This is a genomic window from Streptomyces sp. NPDC060031 (assembly GCF_042736805.1).
Lineage (GTDB): Bacteria > Actinomycetota > Actinomycetes > Streptomycetales > Streptomycetaceae > Streptomyces.
The window spans coordinates 1-14,034 of sequence record NZ_JBHWVM010000035.1 but is presented as its reverse complement, the minus strand read 5'-3'; the positions used below and the strand labels follow the sequence as shown (position 1 = coordinate 14,034).

15 protein-coding genes are annotated in these 14,034 nt (G+C 72.2%); 5 read left to right on the top strand and 10 right to left on the bottom strand.

Features of this window, described 5'->3' with window-relative positions; genetic code table 11:
- Window positions 1-237 precede the first annotated feature (237 nt).
- Window positions 238-879, top strand: a complete 642-nt coding sequence (locus ACFWB8_RS17770) for a helix-turn-helix domain-containing protein (RefSeq protein ID WP_365921598.1) — start codon at window positions 238-240, stop codon at window positions 877-879.
- An 86-nt stretch (window positions 880-965) separates the two neighbouring features.
- The gene (locus ACFWB8_RS17765; RefSeq protein ID WP_385227159.1) at window positions 966-1,763 is read left to right on the top strand and encodes a S16 family serine protease; all 798 of its coding nucleotides are present in this window, start codon (window positions 966-968) and stop codon (window positions 1,761-1,763) included.
- Here ACFWB8_RS17765 and ACFWB8_RS17760 read toward each other — a convergent pair.
- The 8 genes from ACFWB8_RS17760 to ACFWB8_RS17725 all read right to left on the bottom strand — a co-directional run bounded on the left by ACFWB8_RS17760 (window position 1,693) and on the right by ACFWB8_RS17725 (window position 8,160).
- Window positions 1,693-2,997 (bottom strand): MFS transporter, encoded by a 1,305-nt coding sequence (locus ACFWB8_RS17760; RefSeq protein WP_385227156.1) that lies wholly within the window; start codon window positions 2,995-2,997, stop codon window positions 1,693-1,695. The two genes, ACFWB8_RS17765 and ACFWB8_RS17760, sit on opposite strands and share 71 nt — an antisense overlap.
- Window positions 2,994-3,197: a hypothetical protein gene (locus ACFWB8_RS17755; RefSeq protein ID WP_385227153.1), complete on the bottom strand. Its 204-nt coding sequence runs from the start codon at window positions 3,195-3,197 to the stop codon at window positions 2,994-2,996. The genes ACFWB8_RS17760 and ACFWB8_RS17755 overlap by 4 nt, the downstream gene beginning before the upstream one ends.
- 25 nt (window positions 3,198-3,222) lie before the next feature.
- Complete coding sequence (locus tag ACFWB8_RS17750) at window positions 3,223-3,807, bottom strand: ArsR/SmtB family transcription factor (RefSeq protein WP_385227150.1); 585 nt, start codon at window positions 3,805-3,807, stop codon at window positions 3,223-3,225.
- A 96-nt stretch (window positions 3,808-3,903) separates the two neighbouring features.
- Window positions 3,904-4,887, bottom strand: a complete 984-nt coding sequence (locus ACFWB8_RS17745) for a glycine betaine ABC transporter substrate-binding protein (RefSeq protein ID WP_385227147.1) — start codon at window positions 4,885-4,887, stop codon at window positions 3,904-3,906.
- Window positions 4,888-5,757, bottom strand: a complete 870-nt coding sequence (locus ACFWB8_RS17740; RefSeq protein WP_385227144.1) for an ABC transporter permease — start codon at window positions 5,755-5,757, stop codon at window positions 4,888-4,890. It abuts the gene before it with no gap.
- Entirely contained in the window at window positions 5,754-7,007 is a 1,254-nt protein-coding gene (locus tag ACFWB8_RS17735; RefSeq protein WP_385227141.1) for a betaine/proline/choline family ABC transporter ATP-binding protein, read from the bottom strand. Before ACFWB8_RS17735 ends, ACFWB8_RS17740 begins: the two co-directional genes overlap by 4 nt.
- Window positions 7,000-7,647, bottom strand: coding sequence for an ABC transporter permease (locus tag ACFWB8_RS17730; protein ID WP_385227138.1), 648 nt, complete (start codon window positions 7,645-7,647; stop codon window positions 7,000-7,002). The genes ACFWB8_RS17735 and ACFWB8_RS17730 overlap by 8 nt, the downstream gene beginning before the upstream one ends.
- A gap of 36 nt (window positions 7,648-7,683) precedes the next feature.
- A complete protein-coding gene (locus tag ACFWB8_RS17725) occupies window positions 7,684-8,160 on the bottom strand; it encodes an Lrp/AsnC family transcriptional regulator (RefSeq protein WP_385185474.1) in 477 nt (158 codons plus the stop codon).
- Window positions 8,161-8,291: 131 nt separating this feature from the next.
- Here ACFWB8_RS17725 and hppD point away from each other — a divergent pair, with 131 nt between their 5' ends.
- The gene (hppD, locus tag ACFWB8_RS17720) at window positions 8,292-9,446 is read left to right on the top strand and encodes a 4-hydroxyphenylpyruvate dioxygenase (RefSeq protein WP_385227135.1); all 1,155 of its coding nucleotides are present in this window, start codon (window positions 8,292-8,294) and stop codon (window positions 9,444-9,446) included.
- A gap of 147 nt (window positions 9,447-9,593) precedes the next feature.
- Here hppD and ACFWB8_RS17715 read toward each other — a convergent pair whose 3' ends face one another.
- The gene (locus tag ACFWB8_RS17715; RefSeq protein WP_385227131.1) at window positions 9,594-11,063 is read right to left on the bottom strand and encodes a tetratricopeptide repeat protein; all 1,470 of its coding nucleotides are present in this window, start codon (window positions 11,061-11,063) and stop codon (window positions 9,594-9,596) included.
- A 96-nt stretch (window positions 11,064-11,159) separates the two neighbouring features.
- On the opposite strand from ACFWB8_RS17715, the gene ACFWB8_RS17710 reads away from it, so the two are divergent.
- Window positions 11,160-12,578 carry an FAD-binding oxidoreductase gene (locus tag ACFWB8_RS17710; protein ID WP_385227128.1) on the top strand — a complete coding sequence of 473 codons (1,419 nt, stop codon included), beginning with the start codon at window positions 11,160-11,162 and terminating at the stop codon, window positions 12,576-12,578.
- 42 nt (window positions 12,579-12,620) lie between these two features.
- Here ACFWB8_RS17710 and ACFWB8_RS17705 read toward each other — a convergent pair whose 3' ends face one another.
- Window positions 12,621-13,100: an SsgA family sporulation/cell division regulator gene (locus tag ACFWB8_RS17705; RefSeq protein WP_385227125.1), complete on the bottom strand. Its 480-nt coding sequence runs from the start codon at window positions 13,098-13,100 to the stop codon at window positions 12,621-12,623.
- 278 nt (window positions 13,101-13,378) lie between these two features.
- Here ACFWB8_RS17705 and ACFWB8_RS17700 point away from each other — a divergent pair.
- Window positions 13,379-14,034 (top strand): DUF2510 domain-containing protein (locus ACFWB8_RS17700; protein ID WP_385227122.1); only part of this gene is annotated, 656 nt, incomplete at its 3' end.

The window sequence follows — 14,034 nt, the reverse complement described above, 5'->3', positions numbered from 1 at the left end:
CTGTGGGGAGATCCGAACCTGCATAAAGCGGTAGTAGGCGCCCGGATTCTGGACGAGCCCTTCCGCTGAGCGGACCCGCTCGCTAATGTCCCCGCATTGAACGCACCGTGGCAGCGCCGCCGCGGGAGCGCAGCCGGTGCCATGGCCGCTACCGGCGGCCTCTCCGTGCGCCGCCGAGGGACCGGCGGCGTTCCACTCAGAGAGTCACCGCCGCTCACCGAAAGAGGGAGAGGCGTCGTGACCGCGGAAACCTCCCAGACTCTCGACAGAGGGCTCAGAGTCCTCAAACTGCTCGCCGACACCGACCACGGTCTGACCGTCACCGAGCTCTCCAACCGCCTCGGGGTGAACCGCACCGTGGTCTACCGCCTGCTGGCCACCCTCGAACAGCACGCCCTGGTCCGCCGTGACCTCGGCGGCCGGGCCCGCGTCGGGCTCGGAGTGCTGCGCCTGGGCCGCCAGGTGCACCCGTTGGTCCGCGAGGCGGCACTGCCGGCGCTGCGCTCCCTCGCCGAGGACATAGGCGCCACCGCGCACTTGACCCTCGTGGACGGCACAGAGGCGCTCGCCGTGGCGGTCGTGGAGCCGACCTGGACGGACTACCACGTGGCCTACCGGGCCGGCTTCCGCCACCCGCTGGACCGCGGGGCCGCGGGCCGGGCGATCCTGGCCGCGCGGTCGGGCGCGCTGATCGAGCCCGGGTACACGCTCACCCACGGGGAGCTCGAGGCGGGCGCCAGTGGCGCAGCCGCGCCGCTCGTGGGCATCACCGGGCTGGAGGGCAGCGTCGGCGTCGTCATGCTGGCCGACGCGGTGCCGGAGCGGGTGGGGCCGCGGGTCGTGGACGCGGCGCGCGAGGTCGCCGACGCGTTGCGCTAGTGCTGAGGCCGCGGGCCCGGCGGGTCCCGGCGAGGCCGATTTCGCCCCGCGGGGCCGGGGGAGGCCCGGCCCGATAGATTGGCCGGGTGCTCTCTCGTCTCACGCGTCTGCCGCGTCCCACCGCACTGGCCGTCTGCGCCGTTCCCGTGCTCGGGCTGTTCGCCGTCGCCGCCTTCGCGCCGCTGCCCTTCGTGATCGCCCAGCCGGGGCTCACGGCCGACGTGCTGGGCTCGCGGGACGGCAAGCAGGTCATCGTCGTCAGCGGCGCGCCCTCCCGGTCGACCAGCGGTCAGCTCCGGATGACCACGATCCAGGCCACCGGCCCGTCCACCTCCGTCCGCCTGAGCGAACTGGTCGGCAAGTGGTTCGACACGACCCGGGCCGTGATGCCCCGCGAGGCCGTGTACCCCTCGGGCGGCAGCGACGAGGAGATCGAGGAGCACAACCTGGAGGAGATGACCAAGTCCCAGTCGGCGGCCGCCGACGCCGCGCTCGGCTACCTCCACAAGAACCCGAAGGACGTCAAGGTCGAGCTCAACCTCGCCGACGTCGGCGGCCCGAGCGCCGGGCTCCTCTTCTCCCTCGGCATCGTCGACAAGCTCGACGGCAACGGCAGCGGCGGGGACCTCACCGGCGGCCGCACCATCGCCGGTACGGGCACCATCACCGCGGACGGCGAGGTCGGCGCGGTCGGCGGCGTGGCCCTGAAGACCCAGGCCGCTCAGCGCGACGGGGCGAGCGTGTTCCTCGTCCCGCAGGCGGAGTGCTCGGACGCGCAGTCCGAACTCCCCGAGGGCCTGCGGCTGATCCCCGTCACGACGCTGTCGGGTGCGGTGAACGCTCTTCGGGCGCTGGGCAAGGGCGAGCCGGTTCCGTCCTGCTGACCGCCGGCGCCGCCGGCCGGGCCTCCATCGAGCGCCAGGCCGGGAAGACCAGCGGCGAGAGCGTGGCCAGCAGGTACGCGCCGCCGAAGGCCAGCAGCGCCCAGCGCGCCCCGAAGCCGTCCACCAGCAGGCCCGCCGCGAGCCCGCCCAGCGGCATGGTCAGTTCGCAGCCCGCGGTGCTCACGCCGGAGACGCGGCTGCGCAGGGCGTCCGGTACCCGCTCGTAGACCACGGTGGTCAGGACCGGGTTGAGCACGCCCGCGCCCAGCCCGGCCAGCGCCATGGTGACGGCCAGCGGCAGCGCCGTGTCCGTGAAGGCCGCCACGGCGAAGCGCGGGGCCCCGCACACCAGGAAGGCCACCGCGAAGACCGTTCTCCGGGGGAACCGCTCGCCCCACGCCCCGTAGAGCAGGGCGCCCAGCAGCGCGAAGCCGCCGAACAGCGAGATCATCAGCCCCAGGGCGGTGGCCCCGCCGAGGTCCTCCCGGCCGTGGACGGGCAGCAGGACCGAGGACCAGCCCTGGTCCAGGCCGTTGGTCACCATCACCATCAGGGTGATGCCGAGCAGGAGCCGCTGCCGGGTCAGGAAGCCCCAGCCCTCGGCCAGTTCGGCCCGGTACCCGGCGAACGACACCTTCCCGGCCGCCCGTTGGGGCTCGGCGGCCGGCACCCCGCGCAGGAACGCGGTGACCAGCAGCGCCGACGCCCCGAAGGTGGCCGCGTCCACCAGCAGCACCGCCTCGGAGCCGAAGGCCGCGATGAGTACGCCGGCCAGTGCGGCCCCGATCATGCGGGCTCCGCGCGAGACCGCGTCGTACAGGCTCGCGGCCCGGGCGACGGTGGTGCCGGCGTGCTCGGCGAGGTCGGGCAGCAGGACGTAGCGGGCGGTCAGGCCCGGGGTGTGCACGAGGCCGCCGGCGGCCATCAGCGCGCACAGCATCCAGAACTCCAGCAGGCCCGCGTAGTGCAGCAGCGGGATCGCGGCGACGGCGAGGCCGCAGATCAGGTCGGAGGCGGCCGAGACCCGCCGGCGGCCGATCCGGTCGATGACCGGCCCGCCGACGAGCGCGGCCACGACGACGGGCAGGGTGGCGCAGAAGGCGACGATCCCGGCCCGTCCGGCGCTGCCGGTGGTCTGGAGCACGAACCAGGGGACGCCGATGAGGGTCAGTGAACTCCCGGCTATGGAGATGGTGTTGGCGGCCAGGACAGCGGTGAAGGGACGTCTGCTCATGCGACGCGCTGCTGGATTCGGGCGTGGACGTGGGCCGGCTGCATCAGGCGGATGCCGGCGGCGACCAGGGCTTCGCCGAGCCGGTCGCGCAGGGCGGGGGTGAGGGGGGCGGTCTCGTGCGCGAGGCGCCAGGCGGCGGCCTCGGCGGCGAGTTCCGCGGTGCGGGCGGCGTGCGTGCGGGCATGGGTGAAGGCGTGCATGGCAGGACTCCTTCTGCTTCTGCTTCTACTCGCTGGTGCGGGGGAAGGCGTGGGTGTGGACGCGGACCGACTTCGTGCCTTCCGCGGGCGGCAGGTCCCGATAGCTGTTGATCACGTCGTGCAGTTCGCGGATCAGTTCGAGGCTCTGTGCGGCCGTCAGGTGCAGGGTGAAGTCGCTGATGTCCGAGCCGCGCCGCCACTCCTGGGACCAGCTGTGGGCGTTGCCGAGCCAGGTGCTCAGCTCCTGCGTGTGGATCGTCGCGATCTCGTGCAGGAAGAGGTCCGCCGCGCCGCGCGTGGCCGGGTCCTCGTCGTAGATCAGCTTCTCGTCGAAGGCGGTGCCGTCGTGCGCGGCCTGCCACCACCGCTCGCGGCCCTTGCCGTGCCCGGGCGCGTCCTCGACGAAGCCGTGCGCGGCGAGCTGGCGCAGGTGGTAGCTGGTCGACCCGCTGGACTCCCCGAGCCGCTCGGCCAGTTGGGACGCGGTGGCCGGGCCGTCGTGGCGCAGCGTCGCCAGCATGCGGATGCGCAGGGGGTGGGCGAGGCCGCGCAGGGAGCGGGCGTCGAGCATGCGGACCTGGGGCGGCGGGGCATCCGGTTCTTCGGGCATGCCCCCACAGTAGAGTTGCAAAGACTTCTCTGCAAGGGTTTCTTTGCAACGTTTTCTTTGGAACTCATGAACTCGCGAACTCACGAACTCGGGAACTCAGCCCTCCTTGATGAACCCCTCCTCGATCAGCCACTCCTTCGCCACCTCGTGCGGATCCTGCCCGTCCACGTCCACCTTGGCGTTGAGCTGCCGCGCCACGTCGGTCGTGAGCCGCTTCGTCAGCGGGTCCAGCAGCTGTGCGATCACCGGGTACTTCGCCAGCGTCTTCGCGTTGATCTCCGGCGCCGCGTTGTAGTTGGGGAAGAAGTGCCGGTCGTCCGCGAGGATGTCCAGGTCCATGGCCTTGATCCGGCCGTCCGTGGTGAACGCCTCGCCCAGCAGGCAGGAGTCGGACTTCGACACCTGCGTGTAGATGATCCCGGCGTCCATCTTCTTGACGTTGCCCGGCGGGATCTTCATCCCGTACGCCTTCTCCATGCCCGGCAGCCCGTCCTCGCGGGAGGCGAACTCGTTCTCCACGCAGAGCGTCACCGCCGACGGGTTCTCCCGCGCCAGCTTCGCCAGGTCCGACATGGTCTTCAGCCGGTACTTCGCGTTGTTCTTCTTGCTGATCGCGAGCGTGTACGTGTTGTTGAGGGCGGACTGCGGCAGCCAGGCGACCCCTTTTCCCCTGTCCCCCTCCCGTACCGCTTCCCACTGCTTGTGCGGGTCGTCGATCGGCTCCGCGTTGCCCTGGTAGGTGATCCAGGCCGTGCCCGTGTACTCGTACATGGCGTCCGCGTCGCCCTGGACGATCGCCTCGCGCGAGCTGATCGAGCCGGGCAGGTTGGTGCGGTCGAGGACCTCCGCGCCGGCGGCCTTGAAGATCAGCCCGATCATCTGGCCGAGCACGATGTTCTCGCTGAAGTTCTTCGAGGTGACCGTGAGCGAGGCGCCCTTGAGGGGCTGCCCCCGGCCGACCGAGCCCGGTACGACCTCGTCCACCAGCGGGGACCCGCTCTTGAGCCCGCAGCCCGCGAGCGCCAGTACCGCCGCCGAGCCCGCGACCGCCGTGGCCGCCCGCAGGAAGTGGGTGCGCATCTACGCCTCCAGCCCGCGCGGCGTCAGGACCGTCTCCGCCAGCGAGGCCAGCCAGTCCACGAACAGGGCCAGCGCCACCGTCAGCACCGAGCCCAGCACCAGCACCGGCATCCGCTGCGTCTGGATCCCGGAGGTGATCAGGTCGCCCAGCCCCCCGCCCCCGCCGAAGGTGGCCAGGGTCGCGGTGCCGACGTTGAGGATCAGGGCCGTGCGGACGCCCGCCAGGATCAGCGGTACGGCCAGCGGGAGTTCCACCTTGCGCAGCCTCCCCGTCGAGGACATCCCGATCCCGCGCGCGGCCTCCACCAGCTGCGGGTCGATGGCACGCAGCCCCGCGACCGTGTTGGACAGCACGGGCAGTACGGCGTACGCGACCATGCCGATGATCGCGGTCGACGGGCCGATGCCGAGCCAGATGACGAGCAGGGCCAGCAGGCCGATGGCGGGCGTGGCCTGGCCGATGTTGGCGATCGCGGTCACCAGTGGGGCGGCCCGGCGCATCGCCCCGCGGGTCAGGGCGATGCCCAGCGGGATCGCGATGACCAGCACCCAGAAGGTGGAGATGGCGGTGAGCTGCACGTGCTGCCGCAGCCGCAGCCGCACGATGCCGCCCGCGAGGGAGTTCTCGGCGACCGAGTCGAGGGTGATGTTCTCGATCCACAGGTACGTGGCCAGCAGCACCAGCGCCAGGACGGCGGGCAGGACGACCAGCTTGCGCCAGGTGATCCGGGACGGGGGCGGGGCGGGCGCCGGCGCCTCCTCGGCCTCGACCAGCTGATCGTCCCGGAAGGTGAGGTCCCTGAAGGCGTGCCCTTTGACCTCGTGCTCGCCGGGCGGGCGCTCGGGGGTGGCGGGGTTCCTGGTGTTCATGGGCCGTCCGCACCGCCCTCCAGCTCCTGTTCGGTGCGGCGGTGGCGCAGTTCCTCCAGGTCGTGCTGATGCTCGGCCGCCGTCAGCCGGTCCGCCTCCAGCATCTCGTGCACCGAGTTCATGAGGGTCTGCATGTCCACGACGCCGATGTACTCTCCGCGCCGCCCGGTCACCGCGACCCGGCCGCCGCTGTCGGTCAGGACGGCTTCCAGGGCGTCGTGCAGGGTCGCGTCCCGGGTCACCGTGTCGTGTACGAGCTGTCCGGCCCGGGCCAGGGAGCCCTTGGCGCGCATCAGGTCGCCGCGGCGCAGCCACTTGTACGGGCGGCCGCGCCGGTCCAGCATCAGCACCTCGTTGTGCGCGCCGCCGCGCAGGGTGTTGAAGATCTGCTGGAGCGGGTCGTCCACCGACACGGTCGGGAAGTCCGCGATCCCGACGTCCCGTACCCGGGTGAGGTTGAGGCGCTTGAGGGCGGCGCCCGCGCCGACGAAGCCGGAGACGAAGTCGTCGGTCGGGTTGGTGAGGATCGCCTCGGGGGTGTCGAACTGCGCGATGTGCGAACGCTCGCGCAGCACCGCGATGCGGTCGCCGAGCTTGATGGCCTCGTCGAAGTCGTGGGTGACGAAGACGATCGTCTTGTGCAGCTCGTGCTGCAGCCGGATCAGCTCGTCCTGGAGGTGGTCGCGGGTGATCGGGTCCACGGCGCCGAAGGGTTCGTCCATCAGCAGCACGGGGGGGTCGGCGGCCAGTGCCCGGGCCACCCCGACGCGCTGCTGCTGGCCGCCGGAGAGCTGGCGCGGGTAGCGGCCGTGGAACTCGCGCGCGTCCAGCCCGACCAGGTCGAGCATCTCCTCCACCCGGTCCTTGACCCGCGACTTCGACCAGCCGGTCATCTTCGGGACCAGTGCGATGTTCTCGGCGACCGTCATGTGCGGGAAGAGCCCGGAGGACTGGATCGCGTACCCGATCTTGCGGCGCAGCTTGACCGGGTCCATGTCGGTGACGTCCTCGTCGCCGATGCGGATCCGGCCGGAGCTGGGCTCGATCAGCCGGTTGATCATCTTCAGGGTGGTGGACTTGCCGCAGCCGGAGGGGCCGACGAAGACCACCGTCTCGCCCGCCTTGATCTCCATCGAGACGTTGTCGACGGAGGGGTTGGGGTTGCCGGGGTAGCGCTTGGTGAGGTTCTCCAGCCGGATGGTCGCGCCCGAGGTGTTCCCCGGGCCGTCGGCACGGGCGGGCTCAGGCACGGATTCCCCTCGGGATGGTGAGACGGCCGAGCAGGACGTACGCGGCGTCGAAGAGCAGGGCGAGGATGACGATGCCGATCGTGCCCGCCAGGACCTGGTTGAGGGCGTTGGCGCTGCCGAGCGAGGCGATCCCGCGGAAGATCTCGTTGCCGAGGCCCGGCCCGGAGGCGTACGCGGCGATGGCGGCGATGCCCATCAGCATCTGCGTGGCGACCCGGATGCCGGTCAGGATCGGAGGCCAGGCCAGTGGCAGCTCCACCTTGAGCAGCCGGGCGGTGCGGGACATCCCGATGCCCTTGGCCGCGTCGACCAGCGCCGGGTCCACCCCGCGCAGGCCCACGATCGAGTTCCGCACCACGGGCAGCAGTCCGTACAGGGTCAGGGTGATCACGGTCGGGGGGACGCCGAGCCCGACCAGCGGGATCAGCAGGCCGATCAGGGCGAGGGAGGGGATGGTCAGCACCGTGGAGGTGGAGGTGATGGCGAGGTTCCCGCCCCAGGCGCTGCGGTAGGTGAGGAGGCCGATGGCGATGCCGAGCAGGGTCGCGATCACCATGCACTGGAAGACGACGCTGGCGTGCTGGTAGGCATCGGTCAGGAGCTGCTGGTGGCGGTAGGACAGGTACGTCCAGAAACTCACGCCTGGTCACCTCGTCCTGTGCCGGGCCGCCTTCGGTCAGCGGCTGTCGTCCTCGGCCGCTTGTTCGACCAGTGGGATGATCCGCAAGGGTACGGGATTCTCCATGACAATGGCTGTCGAAGCCCGCACAATGCCATCAAACCCGACAACACGGTCGATGACCCGCTGGAGGTCCGCGTTGGACCGCGCCACGAGCCGGCACAGCATGTCCCCGTGCCCGGTGGTGGTGTGCAGCTCCAGCACCTCCGGCACCCCGTCCAAGTGGGCCCGTACGTCGGCGCCTTGGCCCTGCTTGATCTCCAGCGTGGCGAAGGCGGTCACCGGATATCCCAGGGCGGCCGGATCGACCTGCGGACCGAATCCGCGGATGACTCCATTCGACTGAAGCCGGTCGAGCCGGGCCTGCACGGTGCCGCGGGCCACCCCCAGCCGGCGCGAGGCCTCCAGGACGCCGATCCGGGGCTCGCGCGCGAGGAGAACGATGAGCCGGCCGTCGAGGTCGTCGATGCCCACGGGGTGCCTCCCGGGCTCGGGGATGGTCATAGTGCACAGATGTTTCAGCCATCCTGCGATGACTCTGGGCAGTCTGTACAGCAGAAATGGAAACTATTGCGCAGCTTGTGGATCGGCGGGACTCTGCGCTCATGACTGAGTCTTTGGCGCACCTCGAAACCACCCCGCACACCGCGCGTGAGGCAGACCCCTTCCCCGTGAAGGGCATGGACGCGGTCGTCTTCGCCGTGGGCAACGCCAAGCAGGCCGCGCACTACTACTCGACCGCCTTCGGCATGAAGCTCGTGGCGTACTCCGGACCGGAGAACGGCAGCCGCGAGACGGCGAGCTACGTCCTGACCAACGGCTCCGCGCGCTTCGTGCTGACCTCGGTCATCAAGGTGGCGACCGACCGCGGCCGCTTCCTCGCCGAGCACGTCGCCGAACACGGCGACGGCGTCATCGACCTCGCGATCGAGGTCCCGGACGCGCGGGCGGCCTACGCCTACGCCGTGGAGCACGGCGCGCGCGGCCTGGACGAGCCGCACGAGGTCAAGGACGAGCACGGCACGGTCGTACTGGCCGCCATCGCCACCTACGGCCAGACCCGCCACACGCTGGTCGAGCGCCGTGACTACACCGGCCCGTACCTGCCCGGCTTCGTCGCCGTGGACCCGATGGTCGAGCCCCCGGCCAAGCGCACCTTCCAGGCCATCGACCACTGCGTGGGCAACGTCGAGCTCGGCCGGATGAACGAGTGGGTCGCCTTCTACAACAAGGTCATGGGCTTCACGAACATGAAGGAGTTCGTGGGCGACGACATCGCGACCGAGTACTCGGCGCTGATGTCCAAGGTCGTCGCGGACGGCACCCTGAAGGTGAAGTTCCCGATCAACGAGCCGGCGATCGCGAAGAAGAAGTCGCAGATCGACGAGTACCTTGAGTTCTACGGCGGCGCGGGCGTCCAGCACATCGCGCTCGCCACGAACGACATCGTCGCCTCGGTACGGGCGATGCGGGCGGCGGGCGTCACGTTCCTGGACACCCCGGACTCGTACTACGACACGCTCGGCGAGTGGGCCGGCGAGACGCGGGTGCCGGTCGAGACCCTGCGCGAGCTGAAGATCCTCGTCGACCGCGACGAGGACGGCTACCTGCTGCAGATCTTCACGAAGCCGGTGCAGGACCGGCCGACGGTCTTCTTCGAGATGATCGAGCGGCACGGGTCGATGGGCTTCGGCAAGGGCAACTTCAAGGCGCTGTTCGAGGCCATCGAGCGCGAGCAGGAGAAGCGGGGCAACCTGTAGGCCCCCCGGATTCCGGGCGGGCGGGGCCCTGCGGCACCGCTGCCGGGGCCCCGCCCCGGACCCCGGGCCTCAAACGCCGGCGAGGCTGGAGACTCGCGCGGCGGGGAGGCGCGGGTCCGGGCGGAGCCCGGGGTTCCGGCCAGCCGGTCAGTGCCCCGCCGGGGACGGCTTCGGGCTGGCCTTCGGGAGCTCCGGCGCCACCCACGGAGTGACCGGCTGCATGTTCTCCGGACCCCCCGCCGCCGGCTGGCCGATCGCCGCCAGGGCGGCCTTCGCCGCCCGCGACCGCACCGGCGAGAAGCCGGGGTTCGTCCGCATCGTCTCCTGCAGGTGCCGCCGCGCCGCCGCCTCGTCGCCCAGGCCCCGCTCGATCACCGCCCGGTGGTAGGAGAAGTCCGCCAGCCGCAGACCCAGTTCGGTCGCCTTCTTCGCGTACTCCAGCGCCGCCGCGTCGTCACCCGACTTGTGCAGCGCCCACCCCAGCGCGTCCGCCACCTGCGCGCTCTTGTGCCGCGACCACTGCGCCGACAGGCGCCGCACGGCCGCCGCCGGGTCCGTGTGGTCCGCCTCGTACAGGCCGAGGACCACGTCCTCGTTCACCCCGTTCGTACTGCCCCGCGCGGCCAGCGCGCTCAGCGTGCCGTACGGGACCTTCGCCTCCTCCGCCCGCCCCAGCGACTCCAGCAGCTCGCCCAGCTCCAGCGCCAGCTGCGGCACCGGAGTGCGCCCCAGCGCCAGCCGGTAGTCCCGCACCGCCTCGCCGCCCCGCCCCAGCGCGGCCAGCGCCCGGGCCCGGCCGCCCAGCGCCTCCGCCTGCGCCGGATCGGCCCGCAGCGCGCCCTCGTGGTGCCGCAGCGCCTCAGCCGTCTCACCGCGCTCCCAGGCCAGCTCCCCCAGCCGGAACAGCACGTAGGCCTTCTCCGCCGGAGCCTTCGCGGCGCCCGCCGCGTGCTCCATGGCCATCGCCGCGTCCTCGCGCCAGCCGCGGTCCCGGTAGACCTGCGAGGCCCGGATGAAGGCCGCCAGCCCCGGCCGCAGGTCCATCACCCGCTCCATCGCCTTCTCGGCCGCCTTGTAGTCCCCGAGCCCGGTGTACGCGTCCACGAGCACCGGGTACGCCGTCCACCGCCGCGGCGCCTGGGCCCGTACCAGCTCGCCCCACTTGCGCGCGGTCCCGTAGTCCCGCCGGGCGTTGGCCAGCGCGCCCATGCCCGTCATCGCGTCGAAGTTGCCCTTCTCGGCCGGGCGCAGCTCAAGGGAGCGCTTCAGCGCCTTCTCCGCCTTCGGGTACCAGCCCGGGTCCGCCGTCCGCCGCGCCTGCTCCAGGTACGCGGACCCGAGCACCGCCCACGACGCGTCGTCGTCCGAGTGCCCCGCGACCCACTTCTCCCGGTCCGCGACCAGCGCCGTCAGGTCCACCGCCGCGGCGGGCGCACCCATCCCGACCGCCGTCGCGGCCCGTTCGCTGGGCCCGGGAGGCCGTGCGTCGTCGTCCGACCGGGCCGGCCGGATCAACAGGGCGCCGGCGATCAGGGTCACCGCGACCGCGGCCGCCACGAGTGTTTTGCGCCCTGTGAAGGTCACGGGCGGGGCCGGCTGCTGCGATTCCTCGTCCATGGGGTCACTGTGCGTCAATATGAAGAGTTCGCCGAGGTGTCCGAAGAGGGTCGCGGCCGTGTTCACACCGATGGCCCCGGCTGCCACGCTGGCCCCATGGATGACGATCCCTCCGCACAGCCCATCGCGCAGCTCACCGCACAGGACATCGCACGGCTCACGGCGCGGCTCCGCGAAGGACTCCCGCCCGAGGCCCTCCTCACCGACCCGCAGGTGACCGCCTCCTACGCCACCGACATGGCCGGCTTCTGCGCCGCCGGCACCCCTGCCGTCGTGGTCCTGCCCCGTACGGCCGAGCAGGTGCAGCACGTCCTGCGCACCGCCCACGCGCTACGGGTCCCCGTGGTCCCGCAGGGCGCCCGTACGGGGCTGTCGGGCGCCGCCAACGCCTCCGACGGCTGCATCGTGCTGTCCCTGGTCAAGATGGACCGGATCCTGGAGATCAACCCCGTCGACCGGATCGCCGTCGTCGAACCGGGCGTCGTCAACGCCGTGCTCTCGCGGGCCGTCGCCGAGCAGGGCCTGTACTACCCGCCGGACCCCTCCAGCTGGGAGCAGTGCACGATCGGCGGCAACATCGGCACCGCCTCCGGCGGGCTGTGCTGCGTCAAGTACGGGGTCACCGCCGAGTACGTGCTCGGCCTCGACGTGGTCCTCGCCGACGGGCGGCTGCTGCGCACCGGCCGGCGCACCGCCAAGGGCGTCGCCGGGTACGACCTCACCCGGCTCTTCGTGGGCTCCGAGGGCAGCCTCGGCGTCGTCGTCCGGGCCGTCCTCGCGCTGCGGCCCGCCCCGCCCCGGCAGCTCGCGCTGGCCGCCGAGTTCCCCTCGGCCGCGGCCGCCTGCGCGGCCGTCTGCGCCGTCATGGAGGCCGGGCTGACGCCCTCGCTGCTGGAGCTGATGGACCACACGACCGTCCGGGCCGTCAACGCGCTGGGCAAGATGGGCCTGCCCGAGACCACCGAGGCGCTGCTGCTCGCCGCCTTCGACACCCCGCAGGCCCCCGCGGACCTGGCCGCCGTGGGGGAGCTGTGCACGGCCGCCGGGGCCACCGCCGTGGTGCCCGCCGAGGACGAGGCCGAGTCCGAACTGCTGCTCCAGGCCCGTCGGATGTCCCTGACCGCGCTGGACGCCCTGCGGCCCGCGACGATGATCGACGACGTGTGCGTACCGCGCTCGCGGCTCGCCGAGATGCTGGACGGGACCGCCGCCATCGCCCGTACGCACGACCTGCTCATCGGGGTCTGCGCGCACGCGGGCGACGGCAACACCCACCCCGTGGTCTGCTTCGACCCGGCCGACGAGGACGAGACCCGGCGGGCCCGCCAGTCCTTCGACGAGATCATGGCGCTCGGGCTGGCCCTGGGCGGGACCATCACGGGCGAACACGGGGTCGGCGTGCTGAAGAAGGAGTGGCTGGCCCGCGAACTGGGGCCGGTGGGGCTGGAGATGCAGCGCGCCGTCAAGCACGCCTTCGACCCGGAGGGGCTGCTCAACCCGGGCAAGCTCTTCTGACCGTACGCGGCGCCCCCGGGCGGACCGGCGGGGGCCGTCACCTCACTGGTCCCCGTCGGCCGACTCGTCCGAGGGCCACGGATCGCGCATCCACAGATCGTCGGCCGGCGTCGGGGCGAGCAGCTCGGCCAGCGCCGCGTCGAGGCCGAGCCGCTCGGCCTCGGTGCCCGGCGGCACGACGCGCAGGGTGCGCTCCAGCCACGCGGACACGGGCGTGGCGGGCGCCTCCAGCAGGGCGTCGCCGTCCGGGGAGCTGAGCGCCATGCAGAGGACGGACCTGTTGTCGATCTTCGTGGGCCAGATCCGGACGTCTCCGTGGCCGGACGGCCGGAACACCCCCTCGACCAGCAGCTCGCGGGCGAAGGTCCAGTTGACCGGGGTGCTGGAGCCGGTGTGGAAGGTGATGTGCACGGCGTACGGGTCGTCCGTGAGGTACAGGAGCCTGGCGGGGACGGCGATGCTGCGCTCGGGGGACAGGACCAGTTTCAGTTCCAGCTCGCGCTCGATGACGGGGTGGTGCATGACGGCCTCACTTCGCTGCGGTGCGGTGCGGTGCGGTTCGGTGCGTGGGGCCGGGATCGCACCCACGCCCGGAGAGAGCGCGGAACTGCCCGGGTATGACGCGACTTCGTGCAGCGCACGTGAGATTGGCCGAATTCTGTCGGCTGACCGAAAAAAGCCGCACCTCGGTGTATTCGCCCGAAGGTTTGGATTCTCCCGTTACCGGACCTGTCGGGGGGCGGTTCTTGGCTATGGTCCTCCCTTGCACAAGCCTCAAGCCACGATCGGAGTTGGGGACATTGACGGCCTCCCCTGGTGACGGCGAGCACGCGGCCCGCGAGGGCTACTACCCCGACCCGTCCATCCCCGGGTTCGTCCGGTACTGGAACGGAGCGTCCTGGGTGCCGGGCACGAGCCGCCCCGCGGCCGTCGTCCCCGGTCAGGTCTGCGCCGGTCCGGCCGTCCCCGGGGCAGGCACCCCCGCCGTCGCGGCCGGCGGGACGGGCCCGGTGTTCCTGGACGAGACCTCGGCGACCGAGGCCCTGCCCGAGCCGGGGTCGGGCCCGGACCCCGGAGCGGACCCCGGTCCGATGGCGGCCTGGCAGGCCGACCCCGCCCAGCAGTCCGGCTTCGGCGGGCCGCGCGACGAGCGGGTCTCGTGGGGCAGCGAACCCGCGCCGCGGCCGGCGGCGGGGATCTCGCTGGCCCGCAGCCCGGTCCCCGCACAGCAGGGCGTCGGCATCCTCTCGGCCCGGTCCCCGGTCGGCGCGGCCGCGCCCGCGTCGGCCGCCTCCTCGGCCGCCCCGCCGGCGACGGCCTGGCCGGACGCTCCGGGCGCCTCCGGGGCGGAGTCGGGCCTGACCACCTCCTGGCCCCAGCAGGCGCCCCAGCGGCCCGCACAGCCCCTCCCGAAGCCCGTCCCGGCGGCCGCCGCTCCCGCCCCGCGGCCCGCGGC

Excerpts from the sequence above, each read along its gene's own strand:
- ACFWB8_RS17760 (WP_385227156.1), bottom strand. The coding sequence starts at position 2,997 with ATGAGCAGACGTCCCTTCACCGCTGTCCTGGCCGCCAACACCATCTCC.
- ACFWB8_RS17755 (WP_385227153.1), bottom strand. The coding sequence starts at position 3,197 with ATGCACGCCTTCACCCATGCCCGCACGCACGCCGCCCGCACCGCGGAA.
- ACFWB8_RS17750 (WP_385227150.1), bottom strand. The coding sequence starts at position 3,807 with ATGCCCGAAGAACCGGATGCCCCGCCGCCCCAGGTCCGCATGCTCGAC.
- ACFWB8_RS17745 (WP_385227147.1), bottom strand. The coding sequence starts at position 4,887 with ATGCGCACCCACTTCCTGCGGGCGGCCACGGCGGTCGCGGGCTCGGCG.
- ACFWB8_RS17740 (WP_385227144.1), bottom strand. The coding sequence starts at position 5,757 with ATGAACACCAGGAACCCCGCCACCCCCGAGCGCCCGCCCGGCGAGCAC.
- hppD (WP_385227135.1), top strand. The coding sequence starts at position 8,292 with ATGACTGAGTCTTTGGCGCACCTCGAAACCACCCCGCACACCGCGCGT.
- ACFWB8_RS17715 (WP_385227131.1), bottom strand. The coding sequence starts at position 11,063 with ATGGACGAGGAATCGCAGCAGCCGGCCCCGCCCGTGACCTTCACAGGG.
- ACFWB8_RS17710 (WP_385227128.1), top strand. The coding sequence starts at position 11,160 with ATGGATGACGATCCCTCCGCACAGCCCATCGCGCAGCTCACCGCACAG.
- ACFWB8_RS17705 (WP_385227125.1), bottom strand. The coding sequence starts at position 13,100 with ATGCACCACCCCGTCATCGAGCGCGAGCTGGAACTGAAACTGGTCCTG.